This window comes from Paenibacillus sp. 2RAB27 (assembly GCF_052115445.1).
Lineage (GTDB): Bacteria > Bacillota > Bacilli > Paenibacillales > NBRC-103111 > Paenibacillus_E.
The window spans coordinates 468857-487816 of record NZ_JBFRGR010000001.1 but is presented as its reverse complement, the minus strand read 5'-3'; the positions used below and the strand labels follow the sequence as shown (position 1 = coordinate 487816).

Annotated in this window: 14 protein-coding genes; all 14 read left to right on the top strand. The window is 46.1% G+C overall.

The features are described from left to right. Positions 1 to 469 precede the first annotated feature (469 nt). Positions 470 to 1555 carry a Gfo/Idh/MocA family protein gene (locus AB4114_RS02365; RefSeq protein WP_441986933.1) on the top strand — a complete coding sequence of 362 codons (1086 nt, stop codon included), beginning with the start codon at positions 470 to 472 and terminating at the stop codon, positions 1553 to 1555. A gap of 150 nt (positions 1556 to 1705) precedes the next feature. Then, positions 1706 to 2488, top strand: coding sequence for an SDR family NAD(P)-dependent oxidoreductase (locus AB4114_RS02360; RefSeq protein WP_441986932.1), 783 nt, complete (start codon positions 1706 to 1708; stop codon positions 2486 to 2488). Positions 2489 to 2990: 502 nt separating this feature from the next. After that, positions 2991 to 4112, top strand: coding sequence for a glycoside hydrolase family 88 protein (locus tag AB4114_RS02355; protein ID WP_441986931.1), 1122 nt, complete (start codon positions 2991 to 2993; stop codon positions 4110 to 4112). After that, entirely contained in the window at positions 4105 to 5265 is a 1161-nt protein-coding gene (locus tag AB4114_RS02350) for a DUF2264 domain-containing protein (RefSeq protein WP_441986930.1), read from the top strand. The genes AB4114_RS02355 and AB4114_RS02350 overlap by 8 nt, the downstream gene beginning before the upstream one ends. A 257-nt stretch (positions 5266 to 5522) precedes the next feature. Beyond that, positions 5523 to 6632 carry a glycoside hydrolase family 172 protein gene (locus AB4114_RS02345; RefSeq protein WP_441986929.1) on the top strand — a complete coding sequence of 370 codons (1110 nt, stop codon included), beginning with the start codon at positions 5523 to 5525 and terminating at the stop codon, positions 6630 to 6632. Between the two features lie 99 nt (positions 6633 to 6731). Continuing rightward, the gene (locus AB4114_RS02340; RefSeq protein ID WP_441986928.1) at positions 6732 to 9593 is read left to right on the top strand and encodes an Ig-like domain-containing protein; all 2862 of its coding nucleotides are present in this window, start codon (positions 6732 to 6734) and stop codon (positions 9591 to 9593) included. A gap of 197 nt (positions 9594 to 9790) precedes the next feature. Further along, positions 9791 to 10489 carry a DUF1961 family protein gene (locus AB4114_RS02335; RefSeq protein ID WP_441986927.1) on the top strand — a complete coding sequence of 233 codons (699 nt, stop codon included), beginning with the start codon at positions 9791 to 9793 and terminating at the stop codon, positions 10487 to 10489. 72 nt (positions 10490 to 10561) lie between these two features. After that, positions 10562 to 10807 (top strand): Beta-galactosidase C-terminal domain, encoded by a 246-nt coding sequence (locus AB4114_RS02330; RefSeq protein WP_441986926.1) that lies wholly within the window; start codon positions 10562 to 10564, stop codon positions 10805 to 10807. Between the two features lie 130 nt (positions 10808 to 10937). After that, positions 10938 to 11906 (top strand): ABC transporter permease, encoded by a 969-nt coding sequence (locus AB4114_RS02325; protein ID WP_441986925.1) that lies wholly within the window; start codon positions 10938 to 10940, stop codon positions 11904 to 11906. 17 nt (positions 11907 to 11923) lie between these two features. After that, a complete protein-coding gene (locus AB4114_RS02320; protein ID WP_441986924.1) occupies positions 11924 to 12802 on the top strand; it encodes a carbohydrate ABC transporter permease in 879 nt (292 codons plus the stop codon). 41 nt (positions 12803 to 12843) lie between these two features. Continuing rightward, a complete protein-coding gene (locus AB4114_RS02315) occupies positions 12844 to 14379 on the top strand; it encodes an extracellular solute-binding protein (protein WP_441986923.1) in 1536 nt (511 codons plus the stop codon). A gap of 86 nt (positions 14380 to 14465) precedes the next feature. Next, the gene (locus AB4114_RS02310) at positions 14466 to 16262 is read left to right on the top strand and encodes a cache domain-containing sensor histidine kinase (RefSeq protein WP_441986922.1); all 1797 of its coding nucleotides are present in this window, start codon (positions 14466 to 14468) and stop codon (positions 16260 to 16262) included. Between the two features lie 5 nt (positions 16263 to 16267). Next, complete coding sequence (locus tag AB4114_RS02305) at positions 16268 to 17356, top strand: response regulator (RefSeq protein WP_441986921.1); 1089 nt, start codon at positions 16268 to 16270, stop codon at positions 17354 to 17356. A gap of 121 nt (positions 17357 to 17477) precedes the next feature. Continuing rightward, positions 17478 to 18752 (top strand): hypothetical protein, encoded by a 1275-nt coding sequence (locus tag AB4114_RS02300; protein WP_441986920.1) that lies wholly within the window; start codon positions 17478 to 17480, stop codon positions 18750 to 18752. Positions 18753 to 18960: the final 208 nt, after the last annotated feature.

Sequence of the window (18960 nt, the reverse complement as noted above, 5' to 3'; positions counted from 1 at the left end):
AGCAGGAGTAGTGTGCTCGTTTGAGTAGCTAGCTTTTAAATAACTGTAAAAAATACTGTTAAAATTGGCGTTTTATCCAAGATTTAACGAATAGATGGAAAAAATACAGCTAATATCAGGGAGATTGGCCGTTTTGGTGGATTATTGCGGAAATTAGCAGTAGGAAATCCATCTAATGCTCCCAGATGGGGAGAAGCAGTAAAATTAACTACCTAAAATCCATTAATTTGTTTAGTGCAGCGGAAAAAGGCTGGATGGGAGCGCTGAGATCCAGCATCCACCTCACATGTCCACATCACATCTCCGTATCTGATGTCCACAATCCGTATCCCCATGACGTGTCGCAATTTCTTAGTATCATTGTCCGAATGTTAGACTTAAAATAAGCGTTTTCATGTGCTACATTTAAGAAAGTTGTCTAGATATCATATATTTGCATGCAAGGAAAAAACCTACTGGAGGTCTTCACATGTCACGTAAGTATCGTATTGGTATTATTGGTTGCGGTGGAATTGCAAATGGTAAGCATTTGCCTAGTTTGAGCAAGTTGTCAAATGTTGAATTAGTCGCATTTTGTGACATCATCCAAGAGAGTGCAGCAACAGCTGCAGCGAAATATGGGATTGAAGGCGCGCTCGTTTGCGAAGATTATAGAGAAGTATTGCAAGATGCTACGATTGATATCGTGCATGTATTGACACCGAATATTTCACATGCGGAGATTTCAATTGCTGCTCTTGAAGCTGGCAAGCATGTTATGTGTGAGAAGCCGATGGCCAAAACAGCTGAAGATGCGAAGCGCATGGTTGAAACAGCGAAACGCACTGGCAAAAAGTTGACCATTGGTTATAACAACCGTTTCCGTCCGGATAGTCAGCATTTGAAAAACGTATGTGCTGATGGTGAGCTTGGTCACATTTATTTTGCTAAGGCACATGCCATTCGTCGTCGTGCTGTACCGACATGGGGTGTATTCCTTGACGAAGAGAAGCAAGGTGGCGGTCCGTTAATCGATATCGGTACACATGCACTTGATCTTACGCTTTGGATGATGGACAACTATAAGCCGAAGGTTGTATTGGGTACGTCCTACCATGAATTGTCCCACAAAGAAAACGCTGCTAACGCTTGGGGACCTTGGGATCCTAGCAAGTTTACGGTAGAGGATTCCGCTTTCGGGATGATCGTGATGGAGAATGGTGCAACGATTATTCTTGAATCCAGCTGGGCGTTAAACACACTTGAAGTAGACGAAGCGAAATGCTCGTTGAGCGGGACTGAAGGTGGAGCGGATATGAAAGGCGGCCTTCGCATCAATGGTGAGAAGCACAGTCGTCTTTACACAACCGAGGTTGATTTGAAAGCAGGCGGAGTTGCTTTCTACGATGGTAAAAGCGAAAGCGCAGCTGATGTAGAAATGCGTACTTGGATCAACGCGATTGATCAAGATATTGATCCGGTTGTTACGCCTGAGCAAGCTTACGTTGTATCGCAAATTCTTGAAGCTATTTATGAGTCCGCTCGTACGGGCAAAGCTGTTTATTTAAACCAATAGAAATGGTAATGGAAAACCATGAGGATGATACGTCCTGATGGTTTTTCTTTACTTTTAATTTAGATGATATTTGAAAAATGGCGCAGTGATGGCGTATGCTTATCAATAGATTGCTATTATTTTGTTATTGAGGGAAAGGAAGCGAACCATATGCAATTAGGCTTGCAAAATAAGGTGGCTTTAATCACCGGGGGAAGCAAAGGGATTGGACTTGCTACCGCCATTTCTTTGTCCCGCGAAGGGGCGAAAGTGGCTATACTTGCGCGAAATGTAGAGCAGCTTCAGGAAGCTGCAATCCAAATTGCCAATCTAACCGAAGGCGAAGTTCTCACGATAGGGGCGGATGTGACATCGGAAGCTGATTGTCAGAGAGCAATTGAAGAGACGGTTCGACGTTTTGGCGGTTTACATATTCTTGTGAATAATGCTGGGACTTCCGCTGCTGCACCTTTTGAACAAGTAGGTTCGGCTGTGTGGCGCCAAGATTTGGAGTTGAAATTATTCGGGGCTATCCATTGCTCGCAATTTGCGATTCCACATATGCGAGAAGCAGGCGGCGGCTCAATCGTGAATGTTACAACATCCGCTGCCAAAACACCTCCAGCCTCATCGCTTCCTACATCGGTTAGCAGAGCAGCTGGTTTGGCTTTAACGAATGCGATGAGCAAAGATTTGGGATCGGCACAGATTCGGGTCAATACCGTATGTATTGGAACTATTCGCAGTGACCAAATCGAGAAGGTTTGGAAAAAGCATGCTCCAGAGCTTACTTGGGAGGAGTTCGCAAGTGATCCGCGGCATGATATTCCATTAGGCCGTATTGGTAATGCAGAGGAAGCGGCGAATGTGATTACCTTTTTAGCCTCAGATGCAGCATCCTACGTAACGGGGACCTCTGTGAATATTGATGGTGGAAAAGGCGCAGCCTTATAAAAGTTCAAATAGAACAAAGCCTATGTCTCTCCGTTAAAGGAAAGCCATAGGCTTTGTTCTTTCTTCTATGTTTTTTAGGGCATGGTGCTAGGATTAAATTCTACGTTTCTTTCTTAGATACCAGATGATCTCAGAGATAGCATCCCGTATTGAAGTGTTAAAGTGAAAAGCTAATGTCATTGTCATAAGCAAGAAACCTCCCTAACCCTGAAAGAATGTCATGCATGAATAGTATTACGTAAGAAAATCGACGTTGGTTCTATTTTTTTTTAGTGGGTTAAGCCTATTTTTAAAAATAAAGCACCTCACTGATTCACTTCACCGATCGATAGTATTTGGGCATCAACGCTCTTGTCCAAAAATGACGTGAAAATCATTAATTTTGCTTGACAGGTTAAACGTTTCAATTTAATCTAAATGTAAGTGTTAAACGTTTAACACGCTCGTGAATTTGAAGCAGGTACTGAGCAACCTATAACAAGGGATACGGAGTGATTCTATCATGTGGAAACAAGCTATTGAGGATGCTTTGCAGAAGACGAAAGTGAATATTGAGCGTTTCGGGGATCAGTTCCCTCATGTCAGTGAGAACGATATTTATCATTTGAATCCGAATACCGATTGGACGGATGGCTTCTGGTCAGGGATTTTGTGGCTGAGCTACCAGTATAGCGGTGACAAAGTATTCCAAAAGGCTGCACAGAAAACGGTAGCGAGCTTTAAACAAAGACTTGAAAATAACGTTGGATTGGATCACCATGATATTGGCTTCCTATATTCCCTTTCTTCGAAGGCGCAGTGGATTCTTGAGAAAGATGAGAATGCGAAGCAACTTACTTTGCAAGCTGMTGATGTTTTGATGAAGCGTTGGAGACCGAAGGGCCAGTACATTCAAGCTTGGGGACCTGAGGGTGACGAGCATAATGGCGGACGGATTATTATCGATTGCCTATTAAACCTACCGTTGCTTTATTGGGCATATGAACAGACCGGAGATACGAAATATAAAGAAGTAGCAGTCATCCATGCTGATTTGTCACGCCGTTATTTGGTTCGTGGGGATGATTCCTCCTACCACACGTTCTACTTCGATCAAGAAACAGGGGAACCACTTCGCGGTGGAACGCATCAAGGTTATCAAGATGGATCTACTTGGACAAGAGGACAGGCGTGGGGAATTTACGGCTTTGCGCTTTCATACCACTATACGAAAAATCCATTATACTTAGAGACAGCCAAACGTTTAGCGCGTTATTTCTTTGAACGTTTACCTGAAGATGATGTTGTATATTGGGATTTCAATGCACCAATTAATGCCGAGACGAAGCGTGATAGTTCTGCTTCTGCGATTGCTTCAGCAGGGGCTTTGGAGATTCTTGAGCATTTGGCAGCAGATGATCCTGATCGTGCGTTTTTGGAAAATGGCGTTCAGCGCTCGATGGCTGGATTGGTGAAATCCTACGCTACAATTGGCAAGCCGGATGCACAAGGTTTCCTTGAGCGCGGTTCATACAGTGTTCGCGGCGGGGCTGCACCGGATGATTATGTCATTTGGGGTGACTACTATTACTTAGAAGCTCTGCTTCGTCTAGAAAAAGGATTCAAGGGGTATTGGTATGAGTAATTCACAACCGGCTGTGGCAACAGATCGCGCCTATTGGATTCAGACGATGCTTCGCATCGCTGAGCCTGTCCTTCGGGCGCTAGCAAGTAGACAACTTAGAGCCACCATGCCAGTTGAATGTAAAAGAGAAGAGCAACGCGCGTTCACGCATCTCGAAGCGTTCGGTCGTACCCTCGTCGGGATGGCACCTTGGTTAGAGACACCAGCATTAGATGCCGAGGAGGAACAGCTTCGTCAGGCGTACGGTAATCTCGTTCGAGAAGCGATGGATGCGGCAACGGATCCGGAATCACCGGATTTCTTGAACTTTGCTCAGGGGATGCAGCCAATCGTAGATACCGCATTCTTAGCGCATGCTATTTTACGTGCGCCGAATACGCTTTGGCATAGCTTGGACCCTCGCGTTCAAAAGAATCTCGCTGCCGCGATGAAATCATCACGCACTCGCAAGCCAGGCTTCAATAACTGGCTGCTTTTCGCGGCGATGACGGAAACCGCGCTTGGTGCTATGGGCGAGGACTGGGATCATATGCGTGTTGATTTTGCACTAAAGCAGCATGAACAATGGTATCTAGGCGACGGCATGTATGGTGATGGCGTGGATTATCATGCGGATTACTACAACAGCTTCGTTATTCAGCCGATGATGGTGGATATCATTGAGCATGTGCAAACGTATTATGCCGATTGGGGCAAAATGCGTGAGAATATCCTGAAGCGCGCGCAGCGATATGCGGCGGTTCAGGAGCGCATGATTTCGCCAGAAGGCACATTCCCAGCGATTGGGCGTTCGTTAGCTTATCGCTTCGGAGCTTTCCAATCGCTAGCGCAGACCGCACAGCGGCGCGAGCTGCCTGTCGGCGTTCAACCGGCTCAAGTACGCGGAGCTTTAACTGCTGTCATTCGCAGATTGATTGAAGCACCAGGCACCTTCGATGAAGGCGGTTGGCTGCAGATTGGACTATGCGGACATCAGCCAGAAATTGGCGAGCCGTACATCTCAACAGGTAGCTTATACTTATGCTCTGCAGTCTTTCTACCGCTGGGCTTGGCAGCGAATGATGAGTTCTGGCAAGGTGCGGATGTACCGTGGACCTCACAGCAAGTTTGGTCGGGTCAGACGGTTGCCATAGATAAAGCGTTATATGAATAAATACAAAGCACGTACTCGTCCCGATGGGATGGGTACGTGCTTTTTTTAACAGCATAACGCTCTAGCAGGGGACATCGGTGCTGCGAAAGGGAACCAGGTTCCTCTACTTGGGCGAGGTGCGTGAATGATGAAGTACCGTTCGATGTCTATGCAAATCGGGAGATTGCCTCATTGTTTGATTCTCAGACCACCCATACAATTAGAATTATGAAGCAGGGGCAACTTCCCTAAGACCACTAAACCAAGGAGAGATCTTAATGGGCTTATTGGATGAATTGTATCGATTTCAGGATTGCCGAACACTTCGAGTTTCGAGCTACGACCGATCGGGAGGAAATGACGATTATATCAGTATTAAAGCTGGGGAAACGGCGGTGCTTGCCCATCTTCAAAATGCGGGGATCATCAAGCATATCTGGATCACAATCAATGCGAAGGATCCTATGTACAATCGCAATCTGATTGTGCGCATGTATTGGGACGGGGAATCGGAACCAAGCGTACAAAGTCCGATCGGAGATTTCTTCGGGCAGGGTTGGGGTGAGAATTATCCATTTATCTCCTTACCAATAGCTGCGGCTCCTAAGGGAGGAAAAGGATTGAATTGCTACTTCCCCATGCCATTCGCCCAAGGCGCAAAAATCACAATAGAGAACGATTCAGAGTTTGATGTTCCTTCTTTTTATTATTACATCGATTATGAGCAGCATGCTTCGATACCGGATGATGCAGGACGATTTCACGCCTGGTGGAATCGGGAAATAACCGAACCGTCAGGCGAGCAAGAGAACGAGTGGGGACTTATGGGTGAACCACCGAAAAATCAAACGGATGAAGGCAATTATTTGTTTGCAGAAATTGAGGGACGTGGGCATTTTGTCGGCGTTAATTACTATGTCGATAGTCCAGGACCGATGTGGTATGGAGAAGGCGACGACATGTTTATGGTGGATGGTGAACCCTGGCCGGGATCCCTTCATGGCACAGGTACGGAGGATTTCTTCAATTCTTCTTGGTGCCCGAACGAGTTGTATGCCCATCCTTACTTCGGGTACGCCCGAGTACCTGATAAGCTCGGCTTCATGGGACGGACCCACTGTTACCGCTTCTTGTTGGAAGATGCCATTCATTTCCGCAAATCGCTCCGGTCTAGTATTGAGCATGGGCATGCCAATGTACTGACATTAGATATCGCCAGTGTGGCCTACTGGTACCAAAGTGAGCCGCACAAACCGTTTCCAGCGATTCCGCAGAGATCATTGCGTCAAAATATGCCGGTTATTACGGCGAGCGACGTTCACCGTTGGCGAGATGTGTGGAGAAAGTCCAAAGGTTCTGGCAAGCTTTGGGGGCATGAGTTGGAGTGAGTTAGGCCATCCGTCGGAGAAATCCCCCCTGATTTGCGCGGCATGACACGCTTATGCGGTTATGTATACATAGAATCACGATGAGGAGGTAAGTAGTGGATGAAAAGAATGGTCACGAGTATGTTGATCGGTTTCATGATGTTGCTTGCGTTATTGCTTGTTGGAAGCGCTGCAATGGCAAGCGGTGAACAGCAGATTATTAAGCCTGCTGCTGCTGGTGCGGCGACGGGCAGCTTATTTTTCCCGTTGGATTATGCCTTTGACAGTCCTGATATCGCTCTCGATTCTACCGGAGTGCCAGTAGGCGGTGCGGGAACGAACAATGCGCCTGCTTACTCCACAAGCCGGGTTGGTTATCTGGATCTAGGACCGAATTGGGCGAATGTACGAATCACTTCAACTTGGACGAAGTACAGAGCATCAAGTACCGGCGATATGACTCCTTACACCGAAATATGGTGGGACAATGATATCGACATGACGAATGATAGTGGCCTAACAGAAACTCGCATTAACTTCAACAGCGTACAAGGTCTTCCCAACACAGGAACGACAACTCCTTGGATACGGGACAATGATGTCAGCAGCAGTCCTGTTGAGCCTTTGGGACGGTATATGATGCTCCGCTCTCCGATCAACATGACAAACAGAGCAAGTGAGTATGCTATTGTCGGATATCTTTTTGAAGAGTCCATCAAAGTCATTACCCCTCCCTTAGCTGGGCAGGCGAGCGGAAGTCAGTTTTTCCCAATGGACAGATCTTTTGATGGACAGCCGACTCTCAGTCCGTTAACTGGGGATCCTACGGGAGGCGTAACAGGCATAGATGCGCCAGCATACGCAGACAGGGTCGGTTATATTGATTTTGGATCAGACTGGAGCAAGGTAAGGATAACTTCAACGTGGACCAAGTACAGAGCCTCAAGCACAGGGAATCAGACCCCTTATGCATCACTTTGGTGGGATGATGATACGGATACTACAAATGACAATGGTTTTGCGGAAACTCGGATCAACTTCAACAGTGCGCAAAACCTTTCTACAGGATCGACCACACCATGGATAAAAGATAATGATGTCAGCAGCAACCCTGTGGCACCAAAAGCCAGATACTTGTTAGCCCGCAGTCCTCTTACGATGACCAACAGGGCTAATGAATACGCAATTGTCGGGTGGATCGACGAAAATGGAAACGGAATCCAGGACTCGTTAAATCACCCTGTTAGTGGAATAACGGTTACGGGAGCCAGTGGAGCAACCAGTATATTAACGGGAAGTACGCTGCAGATGTCAGCTGCTGTACAGCCTTACAATGCGACAAATAAGAATGTTACCTGGTCGGTTGTCAATGGAACTGGCAGCGCTACCATTAATGCAAGCGGCTTACTCACAGCGGTATCGGACGGGAATGTAACGATAAAGGCAACTGCACAAGATGGATCGGGTGTATTCGGAACTCTCGAGATTGCTATTTCACAATACAGTCAACTGATATTGCCCGTTCAAGGAGCAACCTCTATCTATTATATTGATTTGCAAGCTTCATTCCCGAATGTGAATTGGCAAACACTTGAACGTTTGTACATTCCTGCCGGTAATTATCAATACATGAAACTTGGTAATCTTCCGCAACGAACTGCCAGCAATCCTCTGATTATCAGCAACTATGGCGGGCAGGTCAAAGTCAGCGGCACGTACTCGTATACCTTATCGATCGAAGGTGGTAAGCACTGGATATTAACGGGCAAATATGACAATGCGCTCAAAACCGGAAATATCAATTTCCAAGGGCATCTGAATGGAAATTATTCGACTTCAGATGGCCAATATGGGATAGAAGTTGGCCGCAACACTTCCAACGGCATCAGCGTAAGCAAGAATGCTACGAACTTTGAGCTATCGCATATAGAGGTCGCCAATGCCGGTTTCGCTGGCCTATTGATTAAAACGGACGGTGTTCCGACTGCCACTATGGATGGCGTTAAAATCCATGATATGTACATCCACGATTCGGAATCGGAAGGCATGTACATCGGTAATACCAGCAGTGATATCAGCAAGCAGCATATTTTTACCAATCTGGAAATCTATAATAACAGGGTATTGAGGGCGGGGACAGAAGGCATACAGCTGACCAATATGGGTGATGGCGTGAAGGTCTATAATAACGTTGTCATCATGAACGCGTTGGATTGGAAAGATCCGTTCCAACAATGGCAGGACGGTACGTTCCAGTATGGGCAAAGAACAGGCAGTGCTGAGATTTATAACAACGTATTCATCGGTACGGCGAGCACACTCTTTACGTTAAGATTTTCTGCGGCTCCCGGAGAGACGCCGGATCCTACGGATGAAGTGGTGATGCATGATAATTACTTCTCCCATAGCAGAGATATTCTTGCCTATATTCATGATACGCCTTCCAATTATGCATCTAAATTCAGGTTTGAAAATAATGTGATTCGACAAATCAATTTCCATTACGATGAAATTCCTGGCGGACATGTGAATTCGAACAAAATGTTCTATGTTTCTGACAATACGCACAATCCGATGGTCTTCACGAACAATACGCGAGATGGAGGTCAAGTATTTATTGATACCCTTGCTGGAAACAACGGGACCGTAGGTAATATTTCCGCATCGGGCAATACCACAGTAACAAACTTGGCTCCGATTAAATTCAAGGATGTAACGCCTTTCACTTCCACTTTTGACTGGAGCTTGGTAGAGAGATGGGATGACTATTCGGATTTATACGCGGTTCCGATCTATTTTAATTATGGTGATTATGTGTATGATTTCCCGACAGGCAATCTGTACCAAAACATAGAAGCGGGGACCCATACGGGTAAAAATCCTGCCACGAATCCTACCACATGGAGTCTTCTGACACCGATGAAGAATGATTTCAGACTGGATCCGACATCGCCTTACCAGGGAATGGGCCTTCTGCCTTAATGAGCTGGGAAAATACTGCCTCCATGTAAGATCAAGCCGTTCTGCATATTCAGAACGGCTTGTTTTGTAATAAAATCATGCTATCCTATGCAATTCGGAAGATCTCCTCATTGTTGGGTGCAGGCAACGGACATAGAAAAAAGATAAGTGAACGTCTATTATTAGTAGGAGACATTCTTGAAAGGGGAATAAAGACAATGACGAAAGAAAAGCGAACGCTAATCTACGAAAACAAGCTGGCATCGATTGAGGATATTCGGGGCTTCAAGTTAGAGGGACAGGCCAAAATCTCATTTCCAAACGGCAGGATGCGGATGGAGAACGCTCTTGACCCAAACTTGGGGCAAATGGCCAACTATGTATTCTGGTGCCCGGAGGAATTTCCTGGAGACATTCAGGTAGAGTGGGATTTCTGGCCAGTCAAGGAGCCGGGGCTGAGTATGATGTTTTTTGCTGCAGCCGGAATGAAGGGTGAAGATTTGTTCGACCCCATTCTGAACGAAAGGTACGGACAATATGAGCAGTATACCCATGGAGACATCCGCACGCTGCATATCGCGTATTTCCGACGAAGGTACCCTGAAGAAAGAAGCTTTCATATCAGCAACCTGAGGAAAAGCTCCGGCTTTCATTTAGTGGCCCAAGGAGCCGATCCGATCCCGAATGTGGAGGATTGTATGCCGCCCTATCATCTGATGCTTAGGAAGCAGGKGGCTAAGGTCCATTTTGCAATTAACGAACTGCCTATATTGGAGTGGGAGGACGATGGCAGGACATTCGGTCCCATTCTGGGTAGTGGCAAAATTGGTTTTCGTCAAATGGCGCCTTTAATCGCCGAATACGCGAATTTACAAGTTTACCGTCTGGATGAAGACGGAACAACCCGCAAGATTTAGGAGGAGAAAAGCCTATGTATTTCGGTGCATGTTATTATCCGGAGCATTGGTTAGAAGAACGTTGGGAAACAGATGCCCGGTTGCAGTGAAGCGGGCATTACCCCGATCTTGTTCGGATTACCTGAAGGCGTCGAAGCTATGGTCAGAGTTGGAACTGACGATAGCGGAAGGAAAATTCTCTTTGTCATCAACCATACGGAAGAGGTAGTAACCGTTAACCTTGATACCACATATACCGATGCATTGACGGACAGAGCTGTCAGTGGAGTGGTCGTACTGAACCCCCAAGATGTGATGGTACTGTATGTTCAGCAATAAGGTTTTCAACAACCTAAGACGATTCCTATGCTTTTCGGTTGATCCCCTTATTGTTTCGTGTAAACGCTTCACTTACAATTTAAGTAAGAAGACATCAAGGTACATCTTAGAAAAGAGGGAGGCGAACTTCATGAGTACTGCACCGACAAGTGCGAAGGATGCGGCGCTTCAGAATAAGCACACGCGACTTGCCGGAACCCCAACATTTCGTTATATGAGGCGTTTTTGGCCGTTTTATGCGATGTTGGCGCCAGGTATTTTATACTTTTTAGTATTCAAGTATGTTCCTTTATTAGGAAGCATTATAGCGTTTCAAGAGTACAACTTGTATGGGGGCTTTTTGCAAAGCGAATGGGTAGGCTTCAAATGGTTTCAACAGTTTTTCGAGTTTGTACACTTCCGACGGCTGTTATGGAATACGTTGGCCATTAGCTTTTATCAACTGATCTTTGCTTTTCCTGCTCCCATCATACTTGCCATTCTCTTGAATGAGATCAGAAGCATGGCGATGCGCCGAACCATACAGACCATCGTTTATCTGCCTCATTTTCTATCGTGGATCATTATTGCGGGCTTCGGTTACATGCTCCTGTCCCCCCAGATCGGACTTATTAATCACATGGTAAAGGCCTTCGGTTACGAGCCCATCTTTTTCCTGCAAGAGCCGAGTTGGTTCCGTACGATAGTTGTCAGCTCTGGCATGTGGAAGGAAGCGGGGTGGAGCGCAATTGTTTTCCTAGCAGCTATTGCTGGAATCAATCCTTCGTTGTACGAAGCTGCTCGAATCGATGGAGCTAGTCGCTGGAGACAGCTCCTGCATGTAACGCTTCCGGGTATGATGCCGGCGATCATGCTGCTTCTGCTATTGAAAATCGGGCATACCCTCGATCTGGGCGTCGAGCAAATCTATGTCTTCCTGAGTCCCATTACATATGAAGTTGGGGACATTATCGATACGTACGCTTATCGGGAAGGCATTCTCAAAGGTGAATACAGCATGACAACGGCGATTGGTTTGTTTAAGTCAATTGTCGGGTTCGTACTATTGATTGTTGCTAACCGAATCAGTCGCAGCACGACAGGCGAGCGTTTATTCTAAGAGAGGAGGAACAAGCGATGCGCTATCGTCTCACATTCGGAGAAAAAGTCTTCGATGCGCTTAACTACATCGTACTGCTCATTGCGTGCGCTGCGGTTATGCTGCCCTTCCTCTATATCATCGCAAGCTCGCTTAGTTCGCCAGAGGCGCTGATCCGGGGGGAGGTCACTTTTTGGCCCAAAGGTTTAAATGTTACGAATTATCAAGTTGTGATGGAAAATAAAGTGTTCTGGAGATCATTTGGCATCACCCTATTCATCGTCGTTGTCGGAACGGTGGTCAATATGTTCATGACAGTCGTAACGGCATATCCGCTCGCTAAGCAGGGTCTTAAAGGAAAAAATATCATTTTGTTGCTGATTGTGTTCACGATGATCTTCCAAGCGCCAATGATTCCGACATACTTAATTGTAAAAAATCTTCACTTGCTGAATACGGTATGGGCTTTAATTATTCCTGGTGCGATTTCGGCCTTCAATATGTTCATATGCCTGACATTCTTCCGGTCGCTGCCAGAGGAACTGTTCGAGGCAGCCCGTGTAGATGGGATGAAGGAGTTCTCCATTTTGTGGCGAATTGCAGTTCCCTTATCAACCCCAATCATGGTGACTTTAATTCTCTTTTATGCCGTCAGTCATTGGAATAATTACTTTTCCGCTCTTCTGTACATTAACGATTTCAAACAGAGGCCGTTGCAGCTGTATCTTTACAATTTGATTGCACAGTTCAACATGAACGAGGAAATGGCATCGCTAGTTGAATCCAACGTCGTTCTTTCACCCCAAGGTCTGCAGATGGCTACAATTCTAGTCGCGACAGTTCCGATCCTTTTGGTTTACCCTTTCATCCAGAAGCACTTTATCAAGGGTGCACTCATCGGTTCGATCAAAGAATAACACGCTTTGATTTATAAACAAGATCTGAGAGGAAGGTTTATATGAGAAAAGGGTTCAAGCAAACAGCATTTATTTTGTCCGCTTTCTCGCTACTAGCTGCAGGCTGTGGAAACAGGGAAGAGAATACGGTCAGCACGCCAGCAGCAACTAAAACGGCAGAAGCAACGCAAGCACCTACCGCAACACCAGCGGCACCGGTTAAAATCAGGATGTTTGCTTCCGATCAGTCACTTCCTCCATTGGATGCGAATGATCCCAACATTCTCTTCATGGAGAAGAAAACGAACACGGATGTGGACTTGGTATCCCTACCTCATTCGCAGTATGAAGACCAGCTTAAATTGAAATTTGCATCCGGCGATTTCCCAGATGTCTATCAATCCTGGTCTGGTCCTGAAGCCGACCTGATTGCCGCAGGCAAGGTTCTTGAACTGAACGATCTGATCGATAAATTTGGTCCTAACTTGAAGAAGAATATTCCCCAAGCTGCATGGGATGCAGTATCTGTTAACGGTAAAATTCTAGCCATTCCGCAGCCTTCCAGTAATTCGAATTCAACGCTGTACGTGCGTCAAGACTGGTTGGATAAGCTAGGACTGCAGGCTCCGAAAACTTCGGAAGAATTGATGACTGTGCTGAAAGCATTCCGGGATAAAGACCCGAACGGAAACGGCAAGAAGGATGAGATCCCATTCTCCATGCGGGAGAAATTCACTTGGGGCGACAATATCTTCRGGATGTGGGGTGTCAATAACTCCTATACGGAAGTGTATTACAACAACGAAGTGATCATCCAGAATATTCATCCTAATATGAAGCAATCACTTGGATTTATCAAATCGATGGTGGATGAAAAAGTAATGGATTCTGAGTTTCTGACGAATTCCAGAACTGTTTGGGAACAGAAAATCAAATCCGGGTTGGTCGGCATGTGGTCGCACACCCAACAACTGGCATGGCAATGGCAAGCGGATTTAGACAAAACGATTCCTAACGAAAAACCGAATGTCGTCGCTATTCCGACTCCGCGAGGTACAGGTTATGACGGTCCTCTGGGCACCCGCTGGAGCCCGGTTGCCAAAACGTACATCATCATGAAGAGTACCAAAAATCCGGAAGCAGTCATCAAGTATTTTGATTGGCTGATGAGCGAAGAAGGCCAGATGTTCACCGATTTGGGGCAAGAAGGAGATTCGTATAAAAAGGAAAACGGCAAGATCGTAGTTGACACAGCGAAGATGGAGAAAAATAAAGCGTTTAACGTGATCTTCAAGATTCATGGTACGAATCCAGCGGTAGAGGAAGCCAAGCTGAGCAATCCTGCTGCTTTCGCCAAGTTGAAGGCTGCATGGGCTGTAGGCGATAAAGAAGGGTTTAAGAATGAGGCTGTAGGTATGCCAGCAGCCAAAAACACGTATAACATCGATACGATGTTCCTTGAAGAAGGCAGCAAAATTGTACTTGGCAAAGCACCTGTTGAACACTTTGACGAATTCGTGAAAACCTGGCGCAAGCAGGGCGGGGATCAGATGGTCAAGGAGCGTACAGACTGGTACAATAAAAATAGGAAAAAATAGGTCATTGGGTTTGGAAAGCAACCCTCGATCGGGTTTCCCGGGAGAGGGTTGTTCTTCTTCACCTATATGGGGGTGCAGACGCAGAAGTGTGGAAGAAAATACATGCCTCCTTAAAATGGAAGCTGGTTAGCCTGCTCATCGTTATCATTGTGTCAATGGTGTCGATGATCGGGTTTTTCAGCTATTACGATACGTCTCGGACCATACGGCAGGACGTTTCACATTTCAGCGAGCAGATCTTGCGCCAAGCCAATCTCAATCTGAACCGGCAGTACATGGAATATGAACGTGGACTTCTGGTTCTTGGAACAAGCAATGAGTTCACGGAGTGGCTTAAAGTTGATCCAGCGGATCGCTTCGAGCTCATTTCCGGTTTTCATTCTTTGGAGCGTAATTACTTGCGGTCTTTTCTAGTGCGCCAGCCTGAGATTATGTCTATATCCATGCTATCGGATAAGGGCGGCGAATTTAATTATGCACTCACTTTTGGGTTATCCAAGGATTATTCGATGGCCAACGAGCCATGGTTGAGTGAAGTCGGTCGGCTCGAGAAGGTCCATCATCGTGTCGTTCAAAGTACCGCATACGTAAATTATAAAAATAATCCGGAGCAAGTACTCCTCTTGTCGATGGCTGGACAATTTGGTGAGCCTGAGGCCAAAGGGTTCCTGAAGATGGATATTTCACTGGAACCAGTGCAAACCATTCTCAACCAGATGCAGCTTGGGGATAAAGGCATAGGTCTCATTGCCAAACCTGATGGAACCATCTTGGTTCACCAGGATCAATCGAAAGTGGGCAGCGTTCTGGAACCTGATATTACCGAACAATTGACTGCTCAAAGCGGTACTTACCTTCGGAAAGAAACACAACAGCTGATTGTATTCGATACGATCCCTTACACCGGTTGGAAAACGGTCGCGATTCTTTCCAATCAAGATATTACGTCCAGCATCAACAGGGTTCGTAACGTCACGATCGGGATCGCATCGACGGGAATTATACTTGCAATCATTCTTGTCACGTTGGTTGCCACTTCGATTACAAGCCGTTTGTCCAAACTCAGGTCCCATATGAAGCGGGCTCAGTATGGGAATTTCAGGGATCGCATTCATATTGAAGGTACGGACGAAGTGTCGGATTTAAGCCATTCCTTCAATCGGATGTTGAATGAACTCGAAGACTCGATCCTACAGTTGACGGAGACACAGTTGATGCAGCAACGAGCTGTATTTTCTGCGATGCAGTCCCAGATTCGCTCTCATTTTTTATATAATTCACTAGAGTCTATTAATTCTATGGCTCATTTAGCTGGACATTCGGACATCGAGAAGACCTCCATCTCGTTATCCCGCATGCTTAGATACACATCCAACTACCAGGATATGCTTGTGAAGTTGGAGGATGAAATTGCGCATGTCAATCATTATATGAATATAAGCCGGATCCGTTTTGGAGAGGAAGTCAGCTACCAGATTCACATACCAGAAGACTGCCGAGAGGTACTCTGTTTAAAGGTTATTCTTCAGCCAATTGCGGAGAATGCGATCAAACACGGCATTGAAACCACTGGTGAGCCGACGCATTTGGAGGTATCAGCGCAGCGGGACGGTGACTTCATCTCGATCATTTTTGAGGATAATGGTAAAAACTATGACGAAGAGAAGCTGGAAGCTTTCCGTATTCGACTGCTTAAGGTGACGCCATCGCAAGAAGAGTACGCATCGCTAACGAATGTCGGTCTCTTAAACGTTCACTTCCGTTTGCAAGCCTTTTACCAGATGAATGGTGTAGGTGTGGCAATTGATAAAGGAAGCCGTCTTGGAGGCGTTAAGGTCACTGTAAGGATTCCCCATAGATTCAACAGCCCAAAGGAGCGATAGCTGAAATGTTCCGTGTACTTATCGCAGATGACGAGCACCTTATACGGTCGAGTTTAACTAGTAAAATCGAGCAATTCAGCGAGGAAACCGTTGTTTCTGGCTTGGCAGCCAACGGTGTGAAGGCTCTGGAATGGCTGGAGGAACATTACGCGGATATCTGCGTGACGGATGTCAAAATGCCGCTGATGGGCGGACTGGATCTGATTGCGAAGGTCAACGAGAGATATCCGTGGATGATTTCTGTGGTCGTTTCCAGCTATGATGAATTTGAATTTGCCAAAACGAGCATGCAGCTCGGTGCCATCGATTATATTATCAAGCCTGTGGACCAGGAACAGTTGAATGGAGCACTTGCCAGAGCAATTGGTGAGGTGTCCTCGCAGCGGCGAGCAGAAGCCGCCATGCTGTTCATGCGATCGATTCCTCATCATCAGGACATGCTGCAACGATGGGTGCTGCAAATTCAGACCGTTCAACTCGAGACGCTTCCGCTCCTAGTCGTGGATACATTGGATATGTTGGAAAGTCTAGCAGGGGACCGATTCTATTTGTTAAATCCACTCTCCATGGCATGGTTGGAAATGATTGTGGAAGAGCTGAAGAAAGAAAAGGTAAAGATCGAGCTTCAAGAGGGCAAGGATTTGGGCCTGTGGGAGAAGACGATTCTACATGATAAAGTGCGCAGCTATTTTCGGTTGTGTGCTGTTCGCCGTCTGGAGGAAGGGGCACAGCGGATTTTTGCAGTCACGCAAGCCGTTAAGGACCAACCTTCCCGCAGGGCGATAGAAGAGGTAAAAGCGTTCATCAACGAACATTATGCGGATAAGCTGAATCTGCAGGAAATTGCGGATCGGGTTGCAATTAGCAGGAATCATTTCGCCMATTTATTCAAACAGGAAACCGGTACGACGGTTTGGAACTATTTGATTCAAATCCGAATGGGGAAAGCGAGAGAATTGCTTCTTGGGACCGATAAGCGAATTTATGAGATTGCACACGATGTAGGATACGATAATAGTGTTCATTTTTCTCAGGTATTTAAAGAACAGTTTGGCTTAACTCCCGCCGAATTCAAAAAACGAATGGAGCGCTAAGTCAGATTCATTTTCCGACTATTCCGATATATATCGTGCCATGCCTTCATTGTGACGCGGAATCGATTCTCCTACAATGAAATTAAAGCGATCTCATTGATTAGTTCATAGGAGGAATAGCATGAGTCAATTCTATAAAGTAGAGCAATCTAACGGAAATTGGTCGTTTATATCGCCACAAAACAAACCCTTTTATTCCGTTGGTGTAAATGGTGTACATAATCAGATCGTGGATCAGGCACATTGGTTGAAAACAGATCTGGTACACAAATATGGCGGAAATCGAGAATGGTTTCCCAAATGGGCTACGGAAAAGCTAAGCCAGGTTGAGCAGTTCGGCTTCAATACATTAGGCGCTTGGCATGAACCCTATTATTGGGGAAACGGTACGCCGAAAACGGTTGAAATCCGCATGTCTAGATTTGCTCCGAAGGTGAATACAGATTGGGGGACAGGTTTCCCTGATGTATTCGATCCCAAATTCCATGCTTCTGTGGAACGCGCTTGTCTGGATTGCTTTATGAGCGGGCGTGGCGAAGCATTATTGAACGATCCGGGTGTTATCGGGTATTATACCGATAATGAAATACATTGGTGGGGACACGGGGGCCAATGGGGCAACAATGACCCTGGCAACGGTGCTAACGATACGAGCTTAGTTGACGACTATTTGGAACAGCCGGCAAGAGGGTACGGCAAGATGGCTTGGATCGAAATGTTGAGGAAACACCACAGCTCGATTGAGGTTTTGAATGAGACATGGGGAGCAGAGTATACGGACTTTGAAGATTTGGCGCATATTGCGGTTTACCGAGCGGATCATCCGCAAGCGCTGGAAGCGGATAAAATGGCTTTCCTTCGTCAGATAGCAGACGTGTATTACCAAACGACATCGGCTGCGCTCAAGCGATATGATCCAAACCGGCTTAACCTAGGAGACCGGATGGTTGGAACGAGCACACCAGAGGTTGTTTTTGATGTGATGAAGGACTATGCCGATGTCATTACGTTGAACTTTTATAGTTTCAACCTGCCTGAACGGTGGATGCGTCACATTCATGAGCGAACCGGATTACCGATGATGATCACAGAGTTTAGCTTTTGTGCAGGTGCGGAAGCTGGATTTCTGATCAATACGAACGGTGCCCGCAATGTTATTGTCAGGTCTCAGGCTCGCAGGGGAGAAATGTATCGCAACTTTGTGGAAGAGGCGGCTCGCATGCCCTTTGTTGTGGGAACACATTGGTTCGCCATGTACGACTATGGGAATCCGCAAGGTTTGATTGGGAACTATGGGCTGCTGGATCTTGCTGACGAGCCCTATGGAGAGTTCGCGGAATTGGTTTGTCAAGCGAATGAAGATGTACTTCGGATCAGACATTCGCAGGAATTGTAATTAGGTGAAGTTGATTGTACGCATGGATCATACGCCGCTAGCTCATTGTTCTTAGAGCTGGCGGCGTTTTCATGTTGGAAGTAGACGGACGAAATTGGCGTAGGGATATGAATCTTTTTAGATTTTCGTGTACACTTAAAATGAATCCATTATGAACGTAATTCATTTATCGTATCCACAAATACTCTGATTCAGATATTGTGGATAA